Origin of the sequence: Nocardiopsis sinuspersici, from assembly GCF_001998325.1 — a bacterium.
GTDB classification, from domain to species: domain Bacteria; phylum Actinomycetota; class Actinomycetes; order Streptosporangiales; family Streptosporangiaceae; genus Nocardiopsis; species Nocardiopsis sinuspersici.
On the sequence record NZ_MCOK01000001.1, the window covers coordinates 5,552,471 to 5,575,637 of the forward strand.

Here is a 23,167-nt window from a genome sequence, read left to right on the forward strand (position 1 = left end):
AATTTCCGTAAATATTGCGAAGGTGTTAATCGTCGGCATTGGCTCGCGCACTTAGCAAGGGAATGCGTAGATCGGTCTGCAGAGGATACTTTGTGTATTCGATCTTCAGTGAGGTTGATGTAGGTCACCCCCGTAAGGGGGCCGCGCTGCGTTCTGCTCTAGGGTGCGGGTGTGAGCACCCAATGGACGATCCACGGCGAGAAGCTTGTGGACGAGAACCGGCATATCCGTCTGTCCACGGTCGACGTCACCCTCCCGGACGGTGTGTCCTTCACGCAGTACGTCGTCGCCATGCCTCCGGCAGCGATGACACTGGTGGTCAACGACCAGCGCGAAGCCCTGCTGATGCGGCGGCACCGGTTCATCATCGACCGGTGGGTGTGGGAACTGCCCGGAGGCTACGTCGACGGTGCCGAGGACATCGGAGCCGCGGCGGCACGCGAGGTCGAGGAGGAGACCGGGTGGCGGCCGCGCTCGATGGAGCACATGGTGACCTTCCAACCCGCCATCGGATCGGTGGATCAGCCCCAGATCATCTACCTGGCACGGGGCGCCGACCTCACCGATACCTCGCCAGACGTCAACGAGGCCCAGGAGATCCGCTGGTGGCCGCTCGGGGAGGCGGTGGAGATGATTGCTCGAGGAGAGGTCATCGGCGCATCCACGGTTGTCGCCCTGTACCGGGCCATCACCCTGGTATGACCTCCTTGGCCCGTACCGTGAACTCCTCCACCTCCGGCAGCTTCTCGTGAGGCCGCAGCCTGCTCCGTAGTCGGCGCAGGTACGACAGGGCACGCTGTGACTGCAATCCCTCCACCAGGTCCAGAGCCACCCCGCCGACCCGTACTGCTTCATCCGGTTCGTCGATGGCATGTGCGGTGGCGAGCATCAGGAGGTTGAACGTCCTGCCGCGTACGTAGTCGGTGTTCATCCTCAGGGACTGCTTGGCGTACACGGCCGTCTGGGCGTCGTTGCCGAGGGCGAGGAAGCAGTGCGCGACCTTGGCCGCGAGGTAGGCGTTGTCGAAGTAGGCCAGCCACTCCGGAGGATTAGGGTCGTCCGTCTCAAAGGCCTTCACACCCGCCCGCAGGGAGCGGGACGTGGCCCGTGGGTCCGAGAGCCCTGCGTGCCCGTGCGCTTCGATGAGGTGGCACTCCGCCGCTAGCGCGGGGTGCCCGGCCCGGAGCGCGGCGGACTGCGCAGCCCTCGCCAGGTCCACGGCTTCGGCCGACCGCCCGATATAGGTGGCCTGGTGGCCCATGGCCGCAAGGATCTCGGCGCATAACCCGTCGTCCCCGGACGTCTGGGCCATGCGCAGTGCCTGGATCAGGTACCGCTGGGCGAGACCGTGCTCCTCGCAGTCGTAGGCCATCCACCCCACGGCCTTGGTGAGTTCGGCGGCCGCCGAGAACAGATCCCGGCCGATCTCCTCCGTGTAACTGCCCCGTAGCAGCGGGGCGACGTTGGCGTCGAGGTACTGCACGACGGTGCTGCGGATGCGGCCCCCGCCGACGCGGTTGTCCAGGTCCCGGAAAGCGCGCGTCATCTGCCGGATGGCCGAGATCTCGGGCTGTCCGACACGGATCCGTCCGCGGTGGGCGGGACCAGCCACGAAGGGCTGGGTGAGCCACCGCACGGTCGCGCTCGGGTAGGCCGCCGTCGAGTACCCGCCGAGGAGATCACGGCGGCGCTCACCGTCGGCCCGGTAGAGCTGGCCGGCGGTAGTGATCCCCGCGGTCCAAGCCAGAGGGAACTCCAGGGTCTGTCCCTCGTCCTCGGGAAGTCCGCAGTCCTCGGGGAGCACGGGACGCCCCAGTGCTTCGGAGAGGACTCCCGCGATGATCCCGGGAACCAGTCGCTGGGGGCGTTCGCCCGACATCCAGCGGCGGACGCTGTTGTGGTCGTAGGAGAGCACCAAACCCTGTTCCCTACCTCGGGCCACTACCCTGCGGGCGAGCCCTTTGGCGGGCATTCCGGCCTCGTCCAGGAGCTCCACGAGTTGGATGTTCGGCTGCTTGGGGGCACGTGTCACGGCTTCTTCTCCACAGGTCCGAGTCGAAGGCAGTGTGACACGGCTGCTGCTGCGGGAGTGGGGATACCGGGAGGCTCACTCCCCCTTCACACTCCTTCCGAAGGAGCGCACGTTCGTCTCCTGAGTCCGCGCCTTCACGGGAGCGGCAAGGAAGTGGACGGTAGGACCGGTAAGCGCCGGTGGCGGAACCGTCCGCGAGAGCGAAGCGAGGGCTGATGGACAACGTGAAGGCTGAGGGCCAAGAGACCCACGAGGAACTGCTGGTCGAACTGGGCGACGTGGCCGAACTGACCCTCGGTCAGGGGCAGGCCCAGAACGAGAACAAGCGCAACCCCTACAACTGACCGCCTCGGGTGCCCGGGGCAACCCCTTCCGGGCACCCGCTCAGAGCGCAGGAGAAAGCCCATGTGGTTCGGTGGTTCGACAGGCCTGCCGCCCCTCGCCCGCCCCCGTGGTTCCATCCCTCTTGCTCCGCATCTGCCGCAGGTATGGACGAGTTCTGACTGGCCCGACCACGAGCGACGTGTCGCCTCTCACCGAGGGCGTCACGTAGTGGTGCTGGGCCCTTGCGGCGTCGATGAGGAAGAACTGGTCCGGGTTACGGGGCACTCTGTGCCTGACGACGTGGCCTGGCGGTGGCCGGGCAGCTATGTCGTGGCGCAGATCGAGCCGGGAACGGTCACGATCTGGACCGATCTCGCCTCGGCGATCCCGGTGTACACGCGACGCACTCCCGAAGGAGTGCTGTGGGCTTCCAGTTCACGTCTGCTGGCCGGCTTCGACGAAAAACCGAGCGTGAACCTGGACAAGGTCGCCGCACGGTTGGTCAGCCCTGATACGGCGGAGGCCGGAATGGATTCTTTTTTCCACAGGATCGAACGCGTGCCACCCGGACACCGGTTCCGACTGACCGTTTGTCGTGAACCGGACACGAGGGTGATGTGGCGACCGACCCCGATGGCCGACGGTCACGCACTCCGGCTTCGATCCGCGCTCGAAGACGCCGTCGCTGTTCGTGTCGACCACTCGGCGCAGCCGAGCACGGACTTCTCTGGTGGATTCGACTCCACAGCGCTCGGACTCCTGGCCGCGGAATGCCTGGCACCGGAGGGACGCGGGATCGTGGGCGTCACCGTTCACCCGGAAGGCGTCCATCACGGCGGAGACCTCGACTACGCCCGAGAGGCCGCCCACCATCCGAGACTCGATCACCGCTGGATGCCGGTCACTGACGACCACACTCCCTACGGGAAGCTCGATCTGGTTCCCGCCACGGACGAGCCAGCACCATCGACGGTCTCCTATGCCTACTTCTCTGGCCAGTTGACCTGGCTCACCGAAGAAGTCGGCTCTGACATGCACATGACCGGAGACGGCGGGGATGCTCTCCTCTTCACGCCCCCGTACTACCTGGTCGAACTCCTGAAGCGGGGCAGGATCCGGCGGGCTCTCGGTGAGGCGGCGCGTTGGGCGCACGTACGGCGGATGTCGATCCTGGACGCCTTCCGAACCGCGAACTCCAGGGCAGAACCGGACCCGGTCCCGTCCTGGGCTGGTGCGAAGCAACCCGTGGTCGGCGGCGAGGACCCCTTCTCTCTGGAGAGCCCTACTCTGCGTGCCCTGATGCGGACGATGGCCCAGGCCGGGCGCACGGCTCGCTCCGACGTACAGATCGCCGAAGCCTTCGGGATCGCGCTCCACAACCCCTACTTCGACTCCCAGGTCATCGACGCCTATCTGTCCGTGCCGGTCGACAGCCTTCCAGGGCCGTCCCGCTACAAGCCGATCATGGCCGAGGCCATGCGGGACCTGTTCCCAGAACGCCTTGCCCGGCGCACCACGAAGGGGGACGCCTCCAGCGACCACCACCACGGGTTGAGGAAGGCGCTGCCCGCACTCCTCGACTTCATGGACGGCCATCTCGCCGGCGAAGGGCTGGTCGATGTCGCCGGATTGCGCGGATCGATGCGGCGCGCCGCCATGGGCGTAGGCGACGAACTGGCCCAGGTCGAGTCCGCCGTGGCCACCGAGGCATGGCTGCGCGCGGTCCGCTCCGCGCCGGCGATCCCATGGGAAAAGATCGAAGCGAGGGCGGCATGAAGGTCACGTCTTTCGGCCTGTCTGACATCCGTGCCTGCGATCTGGGAGCAGCGACCGTGGTCGTCGACTACGGAACCGGCGCGGTCCGTGTCATTTCTTCTGAGGCCGGAAGGCAGGCGGCCATGGCTGGGACGCCTGCCGTCAGCGGTCATAGGTGGGAGGCGAGCTGGGGCGTTCAGGAGCTCCCGATGGGGTTCTCCGAGTTCCCCCGAGTTCCGGGCCCCTACCGATGGGCTGCCGTAGCAGCGCTCCTCCTGGTGCTCGCTGTCTCCTGGGGCGGCCGACGGCGGTTTCGGATGAGGCGGATGCTCCGGCTCATGGAGTTCGCTTCGCGGCTACATCGCCGTCCAGCCGATACGCACCAGGCCGAGAAAGCCGTGCACGCGGTACGGGCTCTGGGCTTGTTCTCGCCCGTGCGCGTCGCGTGCTTGGAAGAATCGGTGGCCGCGGTGCTGGCCCTGGCCATACGCGGGCGTGGAGTGCGCTGGTGCCATGGGGTGATCGCGGATCCCATCCGGCTGCACGCCTGGATCGAGGTGGAGGGCCGGCCTGTGGAGGAGCCGGACAGCACACGGCGGTGCACCGCACTGCTGACCATCCCCAGCATGAAGGAGAGCACGTGAGTGAACCCCTGATGTGGCTTCGAGGGGACAAGGCCGGGATCGGCCCGTTGCGCGCCGATTTGGCGGAGGAATACTGGCGATGGGAGCAGTCGATCCCGACGATCGTCGGCTACAACCGGCAGACCCCGCAGCCGATGGAGACCACCCGGGAGATCCTGGTCGAGGGCTACGGGCGTGCTTCGGACCGGGAACTGCGGTTCACCTTCTACGACCTGAGCGGGGACGAACCATCTCCTGTCGGGTTGGCCCAGGTGTACGTCGATCCGATGCGCCGCAACGGCGAGTACGTGGTGGCTATGGGGGAGTCCCGAGGGAAGGGTGTGGGCAGTGAGGCGACCCGGCTGGTGCTGGACTACGCCTTCCACGTGACCAACCTGCGGTGCGTGTACCTGACGGTGATCGAACCCAACGCCGGGGCGATCCGCGCCTACGAGAAGGCCGGGTTCAAGCGGCAGGGCATACGTCGCAACTCCAATCAGTGGTTGGGCGAGACCGTCAACGACGTGCTGATGGACGCGGTTCCCGAGGATGTTCCGTGGAAGTCCCTGGTGAAGGCGCAGTTCACTACCTGAATCAACGGCTGTGTGCCCGCCGCCTGGCGGGCACACAGAGGTTCAGGTTCTGGGGGAGCCGATCCCCGAGAGAAATCCGGTCCAGGCCGAGGCGGGGAACTCCAGGGAAACCAGGTGGGGATTCTGGCTGTCCCGGACACCGGTGACGGCTCCTTCCGAGACCTCCACGCACGTGCCGGCCTCGTTGCTGTAGCTGGACTTGTGCCAGGGCTTCGTCGGGATGCTCATCTGTGTGACCTCGTTCATGCGTCGAGTTCGGTGATTCGGGTTCGGATCAGGTCGCGGGAACGCTCTTGGGACATGGCTGCGGCCCGGAGGTGGTTGGACCTCAACTCGTGGTGTTGCACGTCCTCGGGTGCGTCGAACAACAGACCCTGTGGCGGGACATCCACGTGCCCGACGCGGTCGTCACCGATCCACAGTAGGCAGAACCCGTAGTTCAGGCTCATGCCCTCGGACTGGGGCAGAACCTGGAGGTCGATTCTGGGGTGGTCGCTCAGCTCCAGGAGGTGTTCGAGCTGAGTGCGCATCACCTTGGGGCCACCCACCTGGCAGGTGAGGACCGGCTCGTCGATGACCCACCACATCCGAGGAGGAGCTTCGCGATAGAGGATGCTGCGGGTCCGTTCCACTCGGGCTTCCAGCCTGCGCTCTCGCTCCGCCTCGTCGGGTACCGCTCCGCGACCCATCAGGGCTCGAATGTAGTCAGGGTGCTGGGCCAGGCCGCTGAAGAGCCCGAGCGTGTACTCGAAGATCTGGTCGGCCTCGTACTCCAGCGGGTAGTACGCGCCGCCGGGGATGTCCTCATAGGCGTTCCACCAGGCGGAGGAGCGGTTGCGGCTGGCTGCCTTGGCGATGTGGGTGAGTTCCTCGCGTAGCTCGTCGGGCGCCGTGTAGAAGCGGCAGAGGGCGTCGATCTCCGGGCCGCTGAGGCGCTTCCACTTCCCGTTCTCGATACGGGAGACCTTGGACTTGTGCCAGCCCATCTCCTCGGCGGCCTCCTCCTGCGACAGGCCGGTCCTGGCACGTAGTCGCTTGAGCTGGCTGATCAGGTAGTGCCGCCGGGCGGGGGAGCCCTGGACCGGAGTGCCCTCGGGCATCTCCACCTCCTGTCGTCGCTGTGCTGGCGTTGTCATCTTCCCACTGACAGAGAAGCACGCATCATTACTCATTGTACGCAAATCAACTTGCTGCACTTGTAATTTGCGTTGTTGCAAATCATGATGGACACAAGCGGACTGATGCCGGATGGGTGACGGGTCCTGCTGTGTCGATTCGGTATGGACGTAGGCGAGGTGGTGCTCGATGGACGGGGTCGTGTGTTCCTGGGTGAGGCCGAGGCCGAGGCCGGTGGACGTGGGTCTGGCCCGTGGTCTGGTCGACCACGCTCTGGTGGCGGCCGGAGTGGGGGAGGCGGGACGTGCAGCAGCTCGGCTGGCCGTGAGTGAGGCGTTCACGAACGCCCTCGTGCATGGGCGGCCGGAGGTGGGCGTGGAGGTGTGGTCGAAGCCCGGGCACTGCGCCGTGATCGAGGTGTACGACACCGAGGCCACGGTGCCGGTCTTCCCGCAGACGTGGGAGTTGGCGGATGCGGTGGCCGAGCATGGTCGCGGGCTGGGGCTCATCCAGGCCTTCACTCGCGAGGTGTGCGGTGCCTATCGCTGTGGTGAGGGCAAGCGGGTGTGGTTCGCGGTGGCACAGGACGGGGGCGAGATCGATGCCGACGCCGTTCGGTGCCTGGTAGCCGAACGTGCTCGGCGGCGGGTGAGTGGGGTTTCGTTCACGGCTGCTTGACCTCGGTCACCGCCGCCATGGGAAGCGCAGCTCCGGCTTCTTCCGGAGCCATTGACACTCATGGTGTTCCGGTCTGGCTGGCTTGAGGCAGAGGGAAGAGAAGGAGGAGAGATGGTGAGTGACCGCCGTGGGAAGCGCCGTAGGCGTCACCGGGGAGCGCGCCCGTACCTGGTCCGGCAGGACGACCGTGTGAGTGCGGTACGGGCTGCCTTGGCGCGTATGCCGGTTCGCTGGGGGCCGGGGGAGCTCGAAGAGTTGGCCGGTCTCGTGCGCATCTGGCAGGCGTTCCGCGCCGGGCCGTGTTGAGGTGGATCTCTACTGATCTTGCGCTCCGCCCGTACCGGGGAGCGCACCAGGAGCATTTTCGAGGTGCCGGACACGAGAAAACCCCAGGTCGGGAGCACCGTGAACGTGATCTGACCTGGGGTTTCGGTGGTAGGGCCCCAGGGGATCGAACCCTGAACCCGCGGATTAAAAGTCCACGGGATGGTGGGCGTTTCGTGACCTATGTGGTTGTTCGCTCTGGCCTGTTCGGGTGCGGTTGTGCCACCAGGGACCACGGGAGGCCACCGCCGACCAGGGGGTTCCGGAGCACCGGAGCCACAACGGAGCTAATTCGCAGTTCTGCGGGAGCGCGGTCAAAATCCGCTGGATGCTCGAGGTGGGGCGCATATCTGCTCGGTAGCTCTTTGCGTGTGTTGGTCTCGCCCCGAGGTCGACGTCTTCTGCGACCCGATCCGGCCGCTCCTTCCCTGCGCGCGCGGGTCTCACCCAAGTCGCAGAGGTACTCGAGTCAGCCGTGATCGCTTCGGTCTGGCCGTTGGATGTGCCGGGTCTGCCGAAGGGGCCGCGATCACGGCTGATGGTGGAAGCTGATGCGCATCAGCCGACTGCTGACCCAGTCTTCGAGCCGAGTCGGCCGGATGGTGCCGGGGTCGTGGGGCTGATTGAGATCCGTGACGATCTCGGCCAGCACGGCCTGACGTTCAGCCGGGTCGGTGACAGGCGTGGCTCGTGCAGGCAGATCTGCGCGGATCCCGTTCTTGAGGTGGAAGGTGAGGTCGGGATTGGCGAGCAGGTTCGCGTGCCAGTCGGTCGCGGCACCGCCAGCGCCGCTACACAGGTAGGTGGTGTCCGCAGCTCGGTAGAAGAAGATCTCGATGCGGCGTGGACGACCGGTGCGGCGGCCCAGCGTCGTGATGTCGATGATCCGCTCTCTGGTGCCCGCGGCGGGGGTGATCTCGATGGCTCGTCGGATGTGGTTGGGCAGGTGGGACAGGGATGCGTCCTGTGCGGAGTCGTTCGACCCGGTCGTGTCTGGAGTGCTCATACGGTCTCGCTCTGAAGGGCGGGGCCGAGGAGGAGTCCACCATCGATGACGTACTCCGATCCCGTGATGAACGACGCCTCCGATGAGGTGAGGAACAGGAGAAGACGGCTGACGTCGGTCGGCTCCCCGAGTCGGGGGATGGCGAACGGCTCGGGTGAGTAGAAGTCGGCGATCGCCGCGGTCGCGCCAGCAGCTGGTTCTTGGATGAAGGGGGTCGCGATCACACCGGGGTGAATGGTGTTCACCCGGATGTGGTCGCGCCCGAGCTCGAGCGCTGCCGTTTGGGTGAGGCCTCGCACAGCCCACTTGCTGGCGACGTAGGGCGCGTAGTGCGCCGTGCCGCCCAGGCCCATGGTCGAGGCGATGTTGACGATGGCCCCTCCGGCTGCGCGGCGCAGAGCGGGGACTGCGACCTTGATGCCGAGGAAGATCCCCGTGAGGTTGATGTCGAGGATCCGCGACCACGTGGCCTGGTCCGTGTGTTCGATCGGTGCGGGCGGGTTCTGCACGCCCGCGTTGTTGACGAGCACGTTCACGGCGCCGAAGGCGCTCTCGGCGGCCAGCACAGCGGAGGCCCACGAGCCCTGGTCGGTAACGTCGAGGCGGACGAAGCGAGCGCGGGTTCCGAGCTCGTCGGCCAGAGCGGCGCCGCGTTCCGCGTCGATGTCGCCGATCACCACGTTCGCTCCCTCCGCGTGAAAGGCGCGCGCGTGACTCGCTCCCTGGCCGCCGGTCCCACCAGTGACGAGTACGGTCTGGTTGTCGAAGCGTGGCATCAGATGTTCCTTCGCTGCGTGGGTGAATGACCGGGATCACCAGTGATGAACCGGCGGCCAGTGGTGAGTCGTGCGACTCACCATTGCTCTGACACTAGGTCGGCGACAGTGGTGAGTCAAGCCACTCACCTCGTATGCTTGGCCCATGAGCAGAGTCGTGACGACGTATCACCAGCGCGTCGCCCAGGAGAAGCGCGCCCTGATCGTGACGGCCGCGACCGCACTGTTTCTCGAGTTGGGCTACGACCGGACGTCGTTGGCGCGGATCGCAGAGTCCTCGGGCGTTTCGCGGGCTACCTTGTTCAAGCAGTTTCCGAGCAAAGCCGCCCTCTTCGACGCCATCGTGACCGAGTCCTGGTCGACCGCTGACGAGGAGGATCCTCCGTCGGCAGGCAACGTCGTTGACGGGCTCGGCATCATCGGTCGCCGTTACGCCGAGCTGTTGGGCCGTGCCCAGATGACCGACCTGTTCAGGATCGTCATCGCCGAGCTGCCGCGGTTCCCTGAGCTGGCCCATGCGCAGTTCTCGCACGGGAAGATGCCCTACTTCGAGTCCCTACGCAGCTACCTCCTGGCTGAGCACGAGGCGGGAACGGTGCGGGTCGAGGACGTGGACCTCGCAGCCACCCAGTTCTTGGGCATGATCTCCAACTATGTCTTCTGGCCGACACTTCTGGTGCCGGGCTGGGAGGTGAGCGCCGAACGCGTCGCTCAGGTAGTCGACGAGGCCGTCCGCACCATCGTCGCCCGGTACTCCGCGACTGGGCCAGGGCCGTCGACCAACAGCTGAGTCCCGCCGCCACATCCGGCGCGAAACACCTTGTCCGTGCCCTGGACTAGTGCACAGTCGTAGTCCACTGGCTCCAGCGAGGACAGGGCTTCGCTGCGGGCGCCATCGCCCATGGGAACGTGCCCCCGGTGATTTCCCCACACTGACGGCCGAGCCAGTGTGGGCATGGGTGGGGTGGAGGTGGTGGCGATGGTCAACGGGATGTCGGTCTTTAAGAGGTGTGGGTGCCGGGACGCACGGAGGAAGTCTCTAGGAAAGGGCTGCCCGAACCTGGGACGGCGCGGACACGGGAGCTGGTACTTCTCGGTGGAGCTGCCGCGTCGTGACGGGGTGCGGAGACGAGTCCGACGTGGAGGGTTTGCCTCACGTGAGGCAGCCAGCACGGCAGCCTCCGCACTGGTGAGTCCTCGGGAGGGGCAGGAAACTGCCCCTCTTCTCACGAGCGTGCAGAGGGTGCGGGCCACTTTGCGAGCGGCGTTGAACACGGCAGTGCGGGAGGGGCACCTTGACGCCAATCCTGCCCAGGGGTTGAAGCTGACCTCGGGCAGGCGGCCGCGTCCGGTGCTGTGGACGCAGGACGCCCAGCGTGAGTGGGAGCGTGGTGGTGACCGTCCGGCTGTGGCGGTGTGGTCGGTGCAGCACACCCGCTCCTTTTTGGACTTCGTGGCCGGGCACCGGTTGTATGCGCTGTTCCACTTGGTGGTGCTGCTGGGGTTGCGGCGCGGTGAGGTGCTCGGGCTGCGGTGGCGCGACGTGGACCTAGACGCGCGGGTGCTGCATGTGGAAAGCCAGGTGCAGCAGGTGGGAGGGTGCGTGGTGGTAGCTGAGCCCAAGAGCGAGGCGAGCCGCCGCACCGTTGCTCTGGATCAGGTGACGGTCCAGGTGCTTCGTGCCCACCGTAGGAAGCAGCAGAGCGAGCGGTCGGGAACGGGGCGTGCGGACCCGGACCTGGTGTTCACCTGTATCAAGGGAGGCTGCCTGGCCCCGGACCGGCTGAGTCGCTCGTTCCGGAAGTTGAACACGGAGAGCGGACTGCCGCCGGTACGGCTGCACGATCTGCGGCACGGTGCGGCCACGTTCGCGCTGGCGGCCGGGGTGGACCTGAAGACGGTGCAGGCGATGTTGGGGCACGCGAGCATCGTGTTGACCGCGGACACGTACACGAGTGTGCTACCCGAGGTCGCTCACGAGGCGGCGGAGGCGACAGCGGCGCTAGTGCTGCGTGATGCCCGGTCGGCGCGGGTTCGGCACCGTGCGCTCCGACGTCGAAGGAAGCGGAGGGGTGGTCCCATGCGGGCCCCACCCGGGTCCCACCAAGGCAACGCCCGCCGGGGTTCGGCGGGCGTTATCCCAGGTGAGCGGTGGTAGGGCCCCAGGGGATCGAACCCTGAACCCGCGGATTAAAAGTCCGCTGCTCTGCCAATTGAGCTAAGGCCCCGTGTGGACGTCCGGGCGCTGCCGGAGTTTCACCGGGACAACTCTACCGCAGCGCCACAACGGTCGTGGAGCGGTGAACACGCCTGTGGGAAGAGGATCCAGCGGCCCCGCGGACGTGGGCCGGGCGCGTCGCCGCACCTGCGACGGGGCATGTTGGTGTACTCGGAGAGCATCCTGAGCCAACCGACGACAAGGAGCATCATGGCGTTCTCCGAGAAGCAGCAGGCGGTCCTGCGCAAACCCGCGTTCGGGCACGTGGCGACCCTCGGCCCGGACGGTGGACCCCAGTCCAGCCCCGTGTGGATCGACTGGGACGGCGAGTTCCTCAGGTTCAGCCAGACCACGACCCGGCAGAAGCTGCACAACCTCAAGCGCGACGGCCGGATCGCGGTGTCGGCCGTCGACCCCGACGACCCCTACATGTACGTGGAGGTCCGCGGCGTGTGCGACCGGGTGGAGAAGGACGAGGACAAGGCCTTCATCAACGAGATGTCCCAGAAGTACCTCGGGAAGCCCTACCCCTGGGACGACCCCCAGGAGGAGCGCGTCATCGTCTACGTTCGCCCCGAGCGCTTCGTGGGCCGGTAGGCGCGTGTGCGGCCCCGCGCCGGTGGGGCCGCACCGGCCGCCCCGGAGCATGCGGCTTCCGTCCCGCAAAAGTACCTGTTGAGAAAGTTTGCATGGTCTGCAATAATTGGTCGTGCACGGGGGAGGACCATTGGGACTGCGCGAACGCAAGAAGCAGGCCACGCGCCGCGCGCTCCAGGACGCGGCCGTGAGCCTCACCCTGGAGCGCGGTCTGGAGAACGTGACGGTGGAGGAGATCGCGGCCGAGGCCGACGTCTCCACCCGGACCTTCTTCAACTACTTCGCCACCAAGGAGGACGCCCTCCTCGGCGACGTTCCGGAGACTCCCGACGAGGAGGCACGGCGGGAGTTCGTCGGTGGCGGACCCACCGGCGACTTCGTCGAGGACCTCATCACCGTGCTGATCACGTTCCTGGTCAGTACCGACGATCTCGCCACGCAGCGCGCCGACATGCGCCTGCGCAGGGAACTCATGGAACGCGAGCCTCAGCTCGTGCGCGGCATGCTCGCCCGCTTCCACAACGTGGAAATGGAACTCGCCGCGGCCATCGCCGAGCGGACCGGCGCCTCAGCCGGGGACGACCGTCCCCTCCTGGTCGCCGCGTCGGCCATGTCGGTGATGCGCCACACCATGAAGAGCCTCCACTTCTCGGAGAGCGAGGAGACCGCGGACGTCCGCGCCAAGATCCGCGCGGCCTTCCGTCATCTGGGCGAGGCCTACGGGCCGTCCGCGCCCAACGGCTGACCGGGGCACTCCGGCCCCTCGGGGCCTCCTAGCAGGCGAACGGAGTCCCATGCCCACCACCCCCAGCCGCACCAGGCTGCGCTGGATCTTCCTGGCGATCATCCTGACGATGCTGCTGGCCTCCCTGGACCAGACCATCGTCGCGACGGCCCTGCCCACCATCGTGGGTGAGCTCAACGGCCTGGAGCACCTGTCCTGGGTCGTCACCGCGTACATGCTCGCGGCCACCGTCGGCATGCCGATCTACGGCAAGGCGGGCGACATCTTCGGCCGCCGCCACGTGTACCTGTTCGCGATCGTGGTCTTCCTGCTCGGTTCCGTGCTGTCGGGGCTCGCCCAGGACATGACCCAGCTCATCCTCTTCCGCGCCCTGCAGGGCATCGGGGGCGGCGGTCTGATGATCAGCGCCCAGGCGATCATCGCCGACGTCGTCTCCCCACGGGAACGCGGCAAGTACATGGGCATCATGGGCGCCGTGTTCGGGGTCTCCTCGATCGCCGGTCCGCTGCTCGGCGGCTTCTTCACCGACCAGTTGGACTGGCGCTGGATCTTCTACATCAACCTGCCCCTGGGAGCGGTCGCCCTGGTCGCGGCGGCGACCATGATCCGCCTGCCCAAGCCCGAGGGGCCCAGGCCGAAGCTGGATTACACGGGCACCGTTCTCCTGGCCGCCACGAGCGTGTGCCTGGTGCTGCTGACCAGCTGGGGCGGCCACACCTACGACTGGGTGAGCCCGCAGATCCTCGGACTGGGGGCGGCGGCGATCGCGGCGGCGTTCCTGTTCGTGCTGGTGGAGCGGCGTGCGGCCGAGCCGATCATCCCGCTGCGCCTGTTCCGTGACCGCGACTTCGTCCTCACCGCGCTGATCGGTATCACGGTGGGCATCGCGATGTTCTCCACGGTCTCCTACCTGCCCACGTTCCTGCAGATGGTCAAGGGCGCCACCGCGACCGAGTCCGGGCTGCTCATGCTCCCGATGGTGCTCGGCATGCTCATCAGCACCATCACGACCGGTCGCCTCATCTCCGCCACCGGCCGTTACAAGCACTGGCCCATCATCGGCACCGCCATCATCACGGTAGGCCTGGTCCTGCTCTCCCGGATGGACGCCGACACCCCCTACCTCTACAACGGCTCGGCGATGCTGGTCATGGGTCTGGGCGTGGGCATGGTGATGCAGAACCTGGTGCTGATCGTGCAGAACACGGCTCCCCGGCGCGACCTCGGTGCCGCCACCTCGGCGAACAACTACTTCCGCCAGATCGGTGCGTCCTTCGGCATCGCCGTGTTCGGATCGGTCTTCGTGTCCCGTCTCAACGAGCGGATGGCCGGCATACCGGGCGGAAGCCTGGAGTTCGAGGGCGGTGAGGCCGGGATCAGCTCCATGACCCCGCAGATGCTGCAGGGCCTGCCCGGCCCGGTGCGCGAGTTCGTCGTGCACGCCTTCGCCGGTGCGCTGCCCCCGATCTTCCTCTACGTGGTTCCGATCGCCCTGGTCGGATTCGCGCTCTCCTGGTTCATCACCGAGAAGCCGCTGGCCACCACCGTCGGCGGCACGGAGCAGGGCAAGGAGAGCACGGAGGGAGCGGAGAGCGGCCCCCGTGAGGGGAGGGACGTCAGGGGCGGGGACGTCAGGGACTCCGTGTAGGGGGCGGCTCCCACCGCGCGGGCGCATGGACCCACCGCACGGGCGCGGGGCTCCCGCCGGCCGGGGAGGCCGTGCCCCATGATGTGTCCCACGCCTCAGGAACGCCTTCGCCTCCTCGGCCGTCCAACCTCCCAGGGGTGCCCGGGCATCCCGTATCCGGGCCCCTCCAGGGGGCTCGGGGGGATGTCAGGGGAGGCCCAGGGCTGTCCCCGATGGGAATCGTCGTGGGAAGGGGGCAAGCTGGAGACATGAACGAGAGCTACCAGAACAAGCGCTTCCGACGCAGTGGTTCCGACCGGTACCTGGCCGGCGTGTGCGGCGGGATCGCCGAGTTCCTCAACATCGACTCCACCATCGTCCGCCTGGCCTTCGTGGTCCTGACGGCCCTCGGGTTCAGCGGCGTCTTCGTCTACATCCTGGCCTGGCTGATCATGCCGGCCGAGAACGAGAAGCGCTCCTTGCTGGAGCAGATCATCCGCAACTTCCAGGGAAAGCCGAGCGAGAACTGATGTGGACCCTCAGAGCACAACCGGGCTGGGAACGCCGTGAGCTGCGCGCTCCGCGGGAGGAGCGCGAGGTCGAGGAGACCCGCGACACCCCCGCGGAGTGCGCCAAGGAGCACTAGACACCAGAACGTGTCCGGCGGGCGCACAGCCCGCCGCGCGGGGCCCTAGGCGTTCCCGGTCGCGTTCATCCGTTCGATGGTCTGCCCGGCCATCCGCGACCACGGGATCGACAGCAGCGCCGCGCAGACGACGCCGAGGACACCGGCCGACGCGATGACGACTCCGGTACCGAAGTGCTCGGCGAAGAACCCGGCGACCAGGATGCCCACGCCCTGTGCCGCCTGGAGTCCCGCCGCGACCAGTCCGAAGGCCAGACCGCGGCCCTCCTGGGGCACGCACAGTACGAAGGCCGCGTTGGCCACGAACTGGTAGGAGCCCGCGACGCCGCAGAGCGCCAGGGCCGTCACCATCAGCCACAGCGGCGGGCCGGTCAGCCACAGCAGCAGGGGCACACAGGTGAGCACCGCCAGCGGGCCGAGCAGGCGCATACGGGTGGGCGGCGGGATGATCCGTGTCAGGACGAGCCCGCCGGCGAAGGCTCCGATCGGGGCGCCCGCCATGATGAACCCGGCGGCGGCCGGACCCGCGCCGATCTCCTGGGCCATGGGGTTGGCCAGGCCGTAGGGGATGCCGTACAGCCCGGCGAGCCAGGCGAGCAGCGCCAGGGTGCGCAGACGGGGATCGGCGAAGACGAGCTTGGCGCCGTCGCGGGTCATGGCCAGGAACCCGGGGCGGTCCTCCTTGTCCGCGTGGGGCGAGGGACGGGCCTTGACCCCCAGCAGCACGACGACGGCGGACAGCACGAAGAGGATGCCGGTCGACATCACGGTGATGTTGGGGCCCACGTAGGAGACGATCACGCCGCCGGCGACCAGACCGGCGAGCATGCCGATCTGCGAGGTCAGCTGGATGATGGCGGTGCTCGCCACGTAGCGCTCGCCCTGGACGATCTCGGCCATCATCGCCGCCCGGGCCGCGGCGAAGGGGATCGACGGCAGCACCGAGCAGAACAGCAGTATCCAGATGGCCCAGATCGGCATGCCGGGGATACCGATGAGCACGATGACGGCCGCACGCGCGATGTCGCAGGCGATCATGACGCGTCGACGGGGGAAGAGGTCGGCGAGTCCCGCGATCAGGGGGCTGATGATCGGCGGCAGGAAGGTCAGGGCCAGGGTGACGCCCGCGGCGAGCGCCGATCCGGTCACCTGGAAGACGAGGACGCTGGTGGCGATGTTCAGCAGGTTCGTGCCGATCATCGACAGCGCGTGGGCGAGCCAGACGGAGCGGAACTCTCCGATCGCCATGACGTCGCGGTAGCTGCTCCGCCAGTCGTCGTTGTTGTTGGGGGCGCTCGAGGACTCGTGGTCCTCGTTGTCAGGTGTGTTGTCGAGGCGCGGATTGGCCACCCGGCACTCCCTTACTGTTACAGGGTTGTAATCACGCTGTGTCGTGTCCCAATAACCAACAGTTCCGGAAGGTGGCCCTCATCGCAAGCCTTTTCCGGAAATTCGTGTCTGATTCGTTGCTGTGAGTAAGGAATGCTGGAGCGGATTCGGTCGCGTCCTCCGCAGGTCATGAACGGATTGTTCTCCCTGGCAGGGATATTTGAGCAAGAGATCTCGGGATGACCAGGAATGCCAGGTATGCGCTAATAGTTCCCTGGCCTTTACGGAGAGTCGCGAGTAGCGTCCTCCGCGCCCCTCACGGGAGCCGCGGTACGGGAGCGGGGGCCGGGCGGGCGTGGCGGCTCACCCCCAGCCGAGTTCGGTCAGCCTGGCGTCGTCGATCCCGAAGTGGTGCGCGATCTCGTGCACCACGGTGACCAGGACCTCCTCCACCACCTGTTCGGGGCTCTCGCAGAAGGCGCAGATGTTGTGCCGGTAGATGAAGATCTGGTCGGGCAGTACGCCGAAGTAGGCGTCCCCGCGCTCGGTCAGCGGGATGCCCTCGTACAGGCCGAGCAGCCCGTCCGGGGACTCCTCCTCGACGGTGATCACCACGTTGTCCATCAGCCCCGCCAGCTCGGACGGGATCTGGTCCAGGGCGTCGGCGACCAGTTCCTCGAAGTCCCTGCGTGTCAGTTCCACCACACCCGCCATTGTGCTGCCTGAGCGCCGCCCGCCGGAAGAGACATAACACTCTGGAGGGGAGGAAACATTGGGAACGGCCTCCCACGACGGCATGATGGGGGTGTGTTGTCTTGGGAAGCGATCCGCGGGTACGACCTCCGTGGGGCCCTCCGCCGGCTCCGCGGCACCTTCGACCGGCTGCGTGCGGGGCGCGCGTGGAGGTGGGTATGGGTCGTCGTGGCGGGCCTGGTCGGGGGCTGGCTCGGCCTGGCGCTGGGCGGGCAGGTGGTCACCCCCATCGGCCCCGCCGACGTCACGCTGGGGCTGAGCCCCCAGTGGCACGGTGAGACGGTCGTCAACGTCGCCCCGCTGGGGCAGTTGGCCTTCGACACCCACGACGCCCCCCTCAAGCTCGAGGCGACCATCACCGACATTCGCCTGTCCGCCGCCGAGAAGGTCTTCGCCGACCCCGACGCCATCAACCGCATGGCCGCGGGCATCGGCTCCGACCTGCGCGCCGGGGTCATCGACCTGTTGGTGCGCGCGGTGCTCGTCGCGGTCCTCGGCGCGGCCCTGACGGGGCTCCTGCTCTTCCGGAACGTGTGGCGGGCCCTGGCCAGCGCGCTCGTCTCGCTGAGCGTGCTCGCGGCCTCCGGCGCCGTCGCCGCCAACACCTTCAACCCCAGCTCCATCGCCGAGCCCCGCTACACGGGCCTGATCGCGGGAGCACCGCAGGTGGTGGGCAGCGCCGAGGAGGTGGTGGGCCGGTTCAGCCAGTACCAGGAACAGCTGGCGGGCCTGGTCGGCAACGTCGCGATGATCTACGAGGCCACCTCCACCCTCCCCCTCTACGAGGAGGACGAGTCGGTGATCCGTGTGCTGCACGTGTCCGACATCCAGCTGAACCCGGCGTCGTGGAGCATCATCAGCACGCTCCTGAAGCAGTACGGGGCGGACATGGTGGTGGACTCGGGAGACATCACCGACCGCGGCAGCGCGGCCGAGGACGTGTTCGTCGAGGAGATCGGCGAGCTGGACGTCCCGTACGTGTGGGTGCGCGGCCAGCACGACTCCATGGGCACGCAGCGCGCCGTGGCGGCGCAGGAGAACGCCGTGGTGCTGGACGGCGAGGTCCAGGAGGTGGGCGGCCTGACCTTCTACGGATCGGGGGACCCCAGGTACGCCCCGGACGCGGCCCGCCTCAACCCGGACGCCGCCGAGGTGGCCGCCCAGGGCGAGGAGGAGGCCGAGAAGGTGATCAGCTCCAAGGAGGACGTGGACGTGGTCCTCATGCACACGCGCACGCAGGCGGAGGCGTTCGACGGGGTGGTGCCCCTGGTCCTGACGGGTGGCGAGCACCTGCGCTCCACCGAGCTGACCGGCCTGGGCACCAGGTTCCTGGTGCAGGGATCCACCGGCGGCGCCGGGCTGCGTGGCCTGGATCACGAATCCGGCCGTCCGGTCCCGTACCAGGCGTCGGTTCTGTACTTCGACGCCGAAACCGGGCGCCTCCAGGCGCGCGACGACATCGACCTGGGCGGTGTCGGCCTCACCTCGGCGCAGGTCGAGCGGCACATCGAGTCGGATCCGGACCGCCCCGTGGGAGAACCGGACGAGAGTCCGACGGAGAAGGCCGACGACGCCGAGCGCACACCCTGACGACGGAGTTCCCGCAGGTGGGGCTGATTCCGGCCGCCCGGGGGAATCACTTTGGTGTTGGTCGGGTATCTCCCCTATGCTTGGCATGTCACACGGGCCCCCATCGTCTAGCGGCCTAGGACGCCGCCCTTTCAAGGCGGTAGCGCGGGTTCGAATCCCGTTGGGGGTACGAGGCGGTTCGAGCACTGCCGGACATCTGGCAGAATGAGAAGCGCAGCCACACGCGGGGTCACCGACCTGGCGTGACAACAGAACAAGGTCCTGTGGAGCAGTTAGGAGTGCTCGCCACCCTGTCAAGGTGGAGGCCGCGGGTTCAAATCCCGTCAGGACCGCTGTCGCCGAGAGATCGGCGAGCGCGGCTAGGTAGCTCAGTTGGTACGAGCGTCCGCCTGAAAAGCGGAAGGTCGGCGGTTCGACCCCGCCCCTAGCCACAACCCACACACATGCAAAAAGGCCCCGCCACCTGTGTAAACAGATGGCGGGGCCTTTTCGCGCGTCGGTGGCTGTCGGTGGGCGGTGGCGGGCCTCGGTGGGTGCCTACGGCCAATGCGCGGCCACGTTCAGGAGCGGCGCAGGGCCTCCTCGATCTGGCGCTTGGCCCGGTCCTCCTCCCCGACGAGGCACTTCGCGTAGATCTTCTTGAGCACGGCCACGCTGTGCCCCGCCCACTGGGCCACGAGCGTCTCCGAGACGCCCGCGTTGAGCCACGTGGACACGCAGGTGTGCCGGAGGTCGTAGGGACGCCTCGCGAGCGGAGAGCGCGCCTCAGCCTCGCTCAGCACCTCCTCACGTGCCCAGGCCCATGCGCGCCGGTAGGTGATCGTCGCGAGGGGACCGCCGCGCACGCCGGTGAACAGCCTCCCCTCCGGGTCGGTGCCGAAGCCCTCCAGGTGCTCCCAGAAGAGCCGGGCCAGCTCCGGCGGGCAGGGGACCGGCCGGACCTCTCCGGCCTCGCGCTGCTTCGGGCCGCGCCGGGTGTCGCGGCTGGTGCCGTCGTCGGTGAACTCCGGCCGTGCGTCGGGGGTGACCTCCTCCACGTAGATCTCGCCCCAGTCGTAGACCGGTGAGCCGGTCGCGTCGATCCGGGGCGCGGGCAGGGACAGGTTGTGCTTGCGCAGGTTCACCGCCTCCTCGGGCCGGAGCGCGGCGTAGTACATCGACCCGAAGAACGCGACCAGCCGCGGACCGGACTTCATGCCCTGTCGCCGCTCGGTCTCCTCGTAGCCGTACTCCCGCACCTTGTCGAGCAGGTTCCGGGCCTGCTCCGGGTTCACCACGCACCGCCGGTCGACCTGGTGGACGGAGCGGGACGTGGTGGCCTCCAGCTCCCCGATCGGGTTCCGTTCGAGCAGGCCCTCGCTCACGGCGTAGGCCAGCGCGGCCTTGAGGATGCCGTGGTTGCGCCGCTGGGATCCGACCACGAGCTTCCTGCCCTCCAGGTCGCGGATGGCCGCGCGCACGGCGGCGTCCGCGACCTTCGGGTCGGCCAGCTCACCGACCGCGCGGGTGTGCCGGGAGGCCCACCGCAAGGCGTCCTCCACCTCCGGTGGACGCTCCGCCGCCCGGTAGGTCTTGCTGTAGGCCCAACGCCTCAGCGCGGCCCGGAGCAGCGCCGGGTCCGGCATCCCCCGTTCGGTGGTGAACAGCGCCGTCGTCGCCATCATCAGGGCGAACGCGATGTTGCCCCGGTGCTTGGCGGAGATGTCCGGCCACTTGTGGTCGACGTAGGCGACCGCGAAGTCGTACCAGGACATCTCCGGCCGCTCCTCCCGGAGCATGCTCACGGGCAGTCCCTTGGACAGGCTGAACGCCTCGCCCCTGCTCTGGGCCTGCACGAGCTGGGAGCGGAAGGCGTCCGCCTGCGCCCGCTTCTTGAACGGCTCCTTGAACTCCTCGGTGCCGACCTTCCAGCGCACCCGGTAGGTCGTGCCCCGGGTGCCCTTGTAGGTGGTGACCTTCCAGACGGCGACCTTGTAGCTCAGGTCGTCAGAGTCGATCATCAGGCGTTGTCCTCAGCGGTGGTCATGAACTTCTCGAACTCCGAACGGCGGATGCGCAGGCTCCCGTTCGGGAGCTTGGCGCACTTGGGGGCGCGCCCCTTCTTGCGCCAGTCGTAGAAGGTGTCGCGGCTGATCATCAGCTCCCCGCAGAACTCGTCCACGGTCAGCCAGCCCCGGGCACGCTGTGCCGGGACGGTGGGGGTCTTGGCCGGTCGCACCCGGCGCGGCTTGGTGCGGTCGGTCATCATGGGAAGTGCTCCTTGCCTCTCACGGGGTTCGGGGCGCGGCTCCGGCGGTGCTTGGCGGTACAGGCCGGAGTCGCTTTTCCTGAGGTGGGCGGCGGCGCTCACCGGGTGAGCCGCCGGTCCCGGCCGTTCATCTCGACACGGGTCGTCATCTCGATCAGCCGCGACGCGATCCGGTCGCCCAGCAGCTCCGGCAGGGCTGCGGGCGGCTCGTTGCTCGTGACGATGACCGGGAGCATGCGGTTGTAGCGGTGGTTGACGATCCGGTACGTCGTCTCCTCGGTCCACAGCGAGGACTTCGTGGTCCCGAGGTCGTCCAGGAGCAGCACGGGCACGCTCAGCACGCGGCGCATGAGCCGTTCGCGCTCCTCGTCGTTGCCCGCTCCCGGACGGAGCGCGGCGTACAGGTCCGGGAACGTGGTGGCCAGAAAGCCGAACCGTGTGGGGCCGGTCAGCGCGATCCTGCGCACCGCGCCGAACGCCGCGTGGGTCTTCCCGGTGCCGGTACCGCCCCAGAGCATGAGGGAAGGCGCCTGCGTGACGTCTGCGGCCACCTGGTCGGCCCAGTCGCACACCCGGGGGTGCTCCGTCGAGGCGGTCAGGTACCGGGGCGGCGTTGCCCGCTCGAACTTGGTCAGGGCCGCGTTGACCCGCTGCCTGTGGTGGTAGGCGGGGTGGCCCGGAAGGTCGGGGTGCGGTGCGTCCTCGACCGGGCCGGGCCTGGTGTCGAGGCCCTTCTCACGGGTGATGCGCGCCAGTCTGGCGAAGAACTGCGTTTCGGTGGTCGTGTTCATGCGGTGCCTCTCAGGACCAGGGGTCCGGATCGTCGCCGTAATCGCTGGGGTTCCGGTACGGGGTGTGGCCGCCCACGACACGGAGCTGCGGCCGTGGCCGGGTGCGGTTGATCGCGATGCGCAGGGTGTCGGCGGTCAGGGTGAACCGACCGTCTGCCGCGACGTGTTCGAGCCCCCGGGAGATCTCCTCGTCCGAGTAGCCGTTCCTCAGGGCCTTCTTGACGACGGCGCGGATCTTGTTCCAGTCGCCCATGCCGTTGGTGGCCCGGTGGTAGACGGTCGCGAGCGCGTTGACCCGCTTGTGGTCGATCGGGGCCGGTGAACCGTCCCGTTTCGGAGGGGCGCTCGGGGTCGCCTGTGACTGCTGGTCGCGCGAATCTTCCCTTATAGGGGCCCCGGGACTGGTGACCCCCGTGGGGCACCAGTTCGGGTCATCCCGTGACCCCCGGGTGTCCTCCGTTTCCTGGGAAGCATGTGCTCCCCGGGGGACACCCTCTTCCTGGGAAAGGGTGCTGGGTTCCGTCACCTGTTTCCCCGGAAGCATGTGCTGCCCGGGGGTCACCCGTAGACCGTCCGGCAGGGCAGCCTGGTACGCGGACGGCCTGCCGCGTGCTCCCCGGCGTACCTGGGTCAACAGCCCCGCCGCGACCGCGTCGGCCAGCCGGGCGGAGATGCGTCTCGGGGCCCGGGAGAGCAGGGCCGCGAGGTCGTCGCGGCTGACCTCGACACGGCCGTCCTCGTCCATGTGCTCCGCGAGTACGAGCAGCAGTACGCGCACGCTGTCGGGAACGCGGGCGGTGGCGTAGACGTAGCGCAGCCACCGCCCGCGCACCGTGCTCGGGTCAGCCGGTGCCACTACTCCTCCGAGGCGTTCACGTCGTCCCGGCGCTCGGGGGCGCACCACACGCACACTCCGATGCCGTCGATCACCGCCCTGGCCGCCGGGGTGTCGCCGTGCATGAGCTCTACGTCGACGCCCAGGTGCGCGGCCCATTCACGTACGGCCCGGTGGGAGTCGGCGTGCCCCTCCAAGACCTCGTGGTCCAGGGGATAGGAGACGTACAGGCGCAGGAACCTGTGGACCGTGCGCACCCGCCAGGTGACCTCGGGCAGGTCTTCGGCGAGCAGGTCCGCCAGGACCTGCACGGCGTGGCAGCGCACGTCACGGGCGGTGGCGCGGGTGTCGGTGGTCATACTGGTAGTGCTCCTCACTGGAGTGAGAAGGCCCGCCCCGGGTCTTGGTCGGCAAGGGGCGGGCCTTCGTGTTGGACAGGCCGGAGCGCGCGTTGGACGCCCCGGCGCGGTGTTACAGGTCAGAGGGTGTCCAAACCGGTTTGGACGGGGTCTGGACACCCGGTTTGGACAGGGTTTGGACGGCTGTCCGGACTCGGCCTGG

The 23,167-nt window shown here is 67.9% G+C and carries 25 protein-coding genes and 5 tRNA genes; 16 read left to right on the top strand and 14 right to left on the bottom strand.

The window, feature by feature from the left end; all coding sequences use genetic code 11:
• Positions 1-171 precede the first annotated feature (171 nt).
• Complete coding sequence (locus NOSIN_RS23965) at positions 172-702, top strand: NUDIX domain-containing protein (RefSeq protein ID WP_077692899.1); 531 nt, start codon at positions 172-174, stop codon at positions 700-702.
• Here the strand turns inward: NOSIN_RS23965 and NOSIN_RS23970 are convergent.
• Positions 689-2,032 carry a hypothetical protein gene (locus NOSIN_RS23970; protein ID WP_077692900.1) on the bottom strand — a complete coding sequence of 448 codons (1,344 nt, stop codon included), beginning with the start codon at positions 2,030-2,032 and terminating at the stop codon, positions 689-691. The two genes, NOSIN_RS23965 and NOSIN_RS23970, sit on opposite strands and share 14 nt — an antisense overlap.
• A gap of 215 nt (positions 2,033-2,247) precedes the next feature.
• On the opposite strand from NOSIN_RS23970, the gene NOSIN_RS26975 reads away from it, so the two are divergent.
• The 4 genes from NOSIN_RS26975 to NOSIN_RS23985 all read left to right on the top strand — a co-directional run bounded on the left by NOSIN_RS26975 (position 2,248) and on the right by NOSIN_RS23985 (position 5,327).
• Positions 2,248-2,376 carry an albusnodin family lasso peptide gene (locus NOSIN_RS26975; protein ID WP_143832991.1) on the top strand — a complete coding sequence of 43 codons (129 nt, stop codon included), beginning with the start codon at positions 2,248-2,250 and terminating at the stop codon, positions 2,374-2,376.
• A gap of 61 nt (positions 2,377-2,437) precedes the next feature.
• Positions 2,438-4,132 (top strand): albusnodin/ikarugamycin family macrolactam cyclase, encoded by a 1,695-nt coding sequence (locus NOSIN_RS23975; protein ID WP_077692901.1) that lies wholly within the window; start codon positions 2,438-2,440, stop codon positions 4,130-4,132.
• Positions 4,133-4,320: 188 nt separating this feature from the next.
• The gene (locus NOSIN_RS23980; protein WP_227014529.1) at positions 4,321-4,755 is read left to right on the top strand and encodes a lasso peptide biosynthesis B2 protein; all 435 of its coding nucleotides are present in this window, start codon (positions 4,321-4,323) and stop codon (positions 4,753-4,755) included.
• Positions 4,752-5,327, top strand: a complete 576-nt coding sequence (locus tag NOSIN_RS23985) for a GNAT family N-acetyltransferase (RefSeq protein WP_077692903.1) — start codon at positions 4,752-4,754, stop codon at positions 5,325-5,327. The genes NOSIN_RS23980 and NOSIN_RS23985 overlap by 4 nt, the downstream gene beginning before the upstream one ends.
• A 42-nt stretch (positions 5,328-5,369) precedes the next feature.
• On the opposite strand, the gene NOSIN_RS23990 is transcribed toward NOSIN_RS23985, so the two are convergent.
• Together NOSIN_RS23990 and NOSIN_RS23995 are read right to left on the bottom strand one after the other, a co-directional pair.
• Positions 5,370-5,555: a DUF397 domain-containing protein gene (locus tag NOSIN_RS23990; RefSeq protein WP_077693751.1), complete on the bottom strand. Its 186-nt coding sequence runs from the start codon at positions 5,553-5,555 to the stop codon at positions 5,370-5,372.
• Between the two features lie 14 nt (positions 5,556-5,569).
• Positions 5,570-6,463 (bottom strand): helix-turn-helix domain-containing protein, encoded by an 894-nt coding sequence (locus NOSIN_RS23995; protein WP_077692904.1) that lies wholly within the window; start codon positions 6,461-6,463, stop codon positions 5,570-5,572.
• Between the two features lie 214 nt (positions 6,464-6,677).
• Here NOSIN_RS23995 and NOSIN_RS24000 point away from each other — a divergent pair, with 214 nt between their 5' ends.
• Positions 6,678-7,121, top strand: coding sequence for an ATP-binding protein (locus NOSIN_RS24000; RefSeq protein WP_236743435.1), 444 nt, complete (start codon positions 6,678-6,680; stop codon positions 7,119-7,121).
• Positions 7,122-7,554: 433 nt separating this feature from the next.
• On the opposite strand, the gene NOSIN_RS27365 is transcribed toward NOSIN_RS24000, so the two are convergent.
• The 3 genes from NOSIN_RS27365 to NOSIN_RS24010 form a co-directional block, all read right to left on the bottom strand.
• Positions 7,555-7,681, bottom strand: a tRNA-Lys gene (locus NOSIN_RS27365).
• Between the two features lie 293 nt (positions 7,682-7,974).
• On the bottom strand, positions 7,975-8,451 hold the full coding sequence (locus NOSIN_RS24005; protein WP_077692906.1) for a nitroreductase/quinone reductase family protein: 477 nt from the start codon (positions 8,449-8,451) through the stop codon (positions 7,975-7,977).
• On the bottom strand, positions 8,448-9,227 hold the full coding sequence (locus NOSIN_RS24010) for a glucose 1-dehydrogenase (protein WP_077692907.1): 780 nt from the start codon (positions 9,225-9,227) through the stop codon (positions 8,448-8,450). The genes NOSIN_RS24005 and NOSIN_RS24010 overlap by 4 nt, the downstream gene beginning before the upstream one ends.
• A 145-nt stretch (positions 9,228-9,372) precedes the next feature.
• Here NOSIN_RS24010 and NOSIN_RS24015 point away from each other — a divergent pair, with 145 nt between their 5' ends.
• Together NOSIN_RS24015 and NOSIN_RS24020 are read left to right on the top strand one after the other, a co-directional pair.
• Positions 9,373-10,017: a TetR/AcrR family transcriptional regulator gene (locus tag NOSIN_RS24015; protein WP_077692908.1), complete on the top strand. Its 645-nt coding sequence runs from the start codon at positions 9,373-9,375 to the stop codon at positions 10,015-10,017.
• A gap of 528 nt (positions 10,018-10,545) precedes the next feature.
• Positions 10,546-11,385, top strand: a complete 840-nt coding sequence (locus tag NOSIN_RS24020; RefSeq protein ID WP_227014498.1) for a site-specific integrase — start codon at positions 10,546-10,548, stop codon at positions 11,383-11,385.
• Here the strand turns inward: NOSIN_RS24020 and NOSIN_RS24025 are convergent.
• A tRNA-Lys gene (locus tag NOSIN_RS24025) sits at positions 11,380-11,455 on the bottom strand. The genes NOSIN_RS24020 and NOSIN_RS24025 overlap by 6 nt on opposite strands.
• 200 nt (positions 11,456-11,655) lie before the next feature.
• Here NOSIN_RS24025 and NOSIN_RS24030 point away from each other — a divergent pair.
• From NOSIN_RS24030 to NOSIN_RS24045, 4 genes are all read left to right on the top strand, one after another.
• A complete protein-coding gene (locus NOSIN_RS24030; RefSeq protein WP_077692909.1) occupies positions 11,656-12,042 on the top strand; it encodes a PPOX class F420-dependent oxidoreductase in 387 nt (128 codons plus the stop codon).
• A gap of 130 nt (positions 12,043-12,172) precedes the next feature.
• Complete coding sequence (locus tag NOSIN_RS24035) at positions 12,173-12,787, top strand: TetR/AcrR family transcriptional regulator (protein ID WP_077692910.1); 615 nt, start codon at positions 12,173-12,175, stop codon at positions 12,785-12,787.
• Positions 12,788-12,836: 49 nt separating this feature from the next.
• Positions 12,837-14,435 carry an MDR family MFS transporter gene (locus NOSIN_RS24040; protein WP_077692911.1) on the top strand — a complete coding sequence of 533 codons (1,599 nt, stop codon included), beginning with the start codon at positions 12,837-12,839 and terminating at the stop codon, positions 14,433-14,435.
• A gap of 248 nt (positions 14,436-14,683) precedes the next feature.
• A complete protein-coding gene (locus NOSIN_RS24045; RefSeq protein ID WP_077692912.1) occupies positions 14,684-14,944 on the top strand; it encodes a PspC domain-containing protein in 261 nt (86 codons plus the stop codon).
• A 161-nt stretch (positions 14,945-15,105) separates the two neighbouring features.
• On the opposite strand, the gene NOSIN_RS24050 is transcribed toward NOSIN_RS24045, so the two are convergent.
• Together NOSIN_RS24050 and NOSIN_RS24055 are read right to left on the bottom strand one after the other, a co-directional pair.
• A complete protein-coding gene (locus tag NOSIN_RS24050; protein WP_077692913.1) occupies positions 15,106-16,410 on the bottom strand; it encodes an MFS transporter in 1,305 nt (434 codons plus the stop codon).
• A 342-nt stretch (positions 16,411-16,752) separates the two neighbouring features.
• Positions 16,753-17,103 carry a metallopeptidase family protein gene (locus tag NOSIN_RS24055; RefSeq protein ID WP_077692914.1) on the bottom strand — a complete coding sequence of 117 codons (351 nt, stop codon included), beginning with the start codon at positions 17,101-17,103 and terminating at the stop codon, positions 16,753-16,755.
• Positions 17,104-17,199: 96 nt separating this feature from the next.
• On the opposite strand from NOSIN_RS24055, the gene NOSIN_RS24060 reads away from it, so the two are divergent.
• The 4 genes from NOSIN_RS24060 to NOSIN_RS24075 all read left to right on the top strand — a co-directional run bounded on the left by NOSIN_RS24060 (position 17,200) and on the right by NOSIN_RS24075 (position 19,163).
• A complete protein-coding gene (locus tag NOSIN_RS24060) occupies positions 17,200-18,732 on the top strand; it encodes a metallophosphoesterase family protein (RefSeq protein ID WP_077692915.1) in 1,533 nt (510 codons plus the stop codon).
• 96 nt (positions 18,733-18,828) lie between these two features.
• A tRNA-Glu gene (locus NOSIN_RS24065) sits at positions 18,829-18,901 on the top strand.
• Between the two features lie 88 nt (positions 18,902-18,989).
• A tRNA-Asp gene (locus NOSIN_RS24070) sits at positions 18,990-19,064 on the top strand.
• Positions 19,065-19,089: 25 nt separating this feature from the next.
• Positions 19,090-19,163 (top strand) — tRNA-Phe (locus NOSIN_RS24075).
• A 129-nt stretch (positions 19,164-19,292) separates the two neighbouring features.
• On the opposite strand, the gene NOSIN_RS24080 is transcribed toward NOSIN_RS24075, so the two are convergent.
• From NOSIN_RS24080 to NOSIN_RS24100, 5 genes are all read right to left on the bottom strand, one after another.
• Complete coding sequence (locus NOSIN_RS24080; protein WP_077692916.1) at positions 19,293-20,732, bottom strand: tyrosine-type recombinase/integrase; 1,440 nt, start codon at positions 20,730-20,732, stop codon at positions 19,293-19,295.
• Positions 20,732-20,980 (bottom strand): helix-turn-helix transcriptional regulator, encoded by a 249-nt coding sequence (locus NOSIN_RS24085; RefSeq protein ID WP_375539649.1) that lies wholly within the window; start codon positions 20,978-20,980, stop codon positions 20,732-20,734. Before NOSIN_RS24085 ends, NOSIN_RS24080 begins: the two co-directional genes overlap by 1 nt.
• Before the next feature lie 98 nt (positions 20,981-21,078).
• Complete coding sequence (locus NOSIN_RS24090; RefSeq protein WP_077692917.1) at positions 21,079-21,771, bottom strand: ATP-binding protein; 693 nt, start codon at positions 21,769-21,771, stop codon at positions 21,079-21,081.
• Between the two features lie 10 nt (positions 21,772-21,781).
• Positions 21,782-22,627, bottom strand: a complete 846-nt coding sequence (locus NOSIN_RS24095; RefSeq protein WP_143832992.1) for a hypothetical protein — start codon at positions 22,625-22,627, stop codon at positions 21,782-21,784.
• On the bottom strand, positions 22,627-22,965 hold the full coding sequence (locus NOSIN_RS24100) for a tRNA lysidine(34) synthetase (protein ID WP_077692919.1): 339 nt from the start codon (positions 22,963-22,965) through the stop codon (positions 22,627-22,629). The genes NOSIN_RS24095 and NOSIN_RS24100 overlap by 1 nt, the downstream gene beginning before the upstream one ends.
• Between the last annotated feature and the right edge of the window lie 202 nt (positions 22,966-23,167).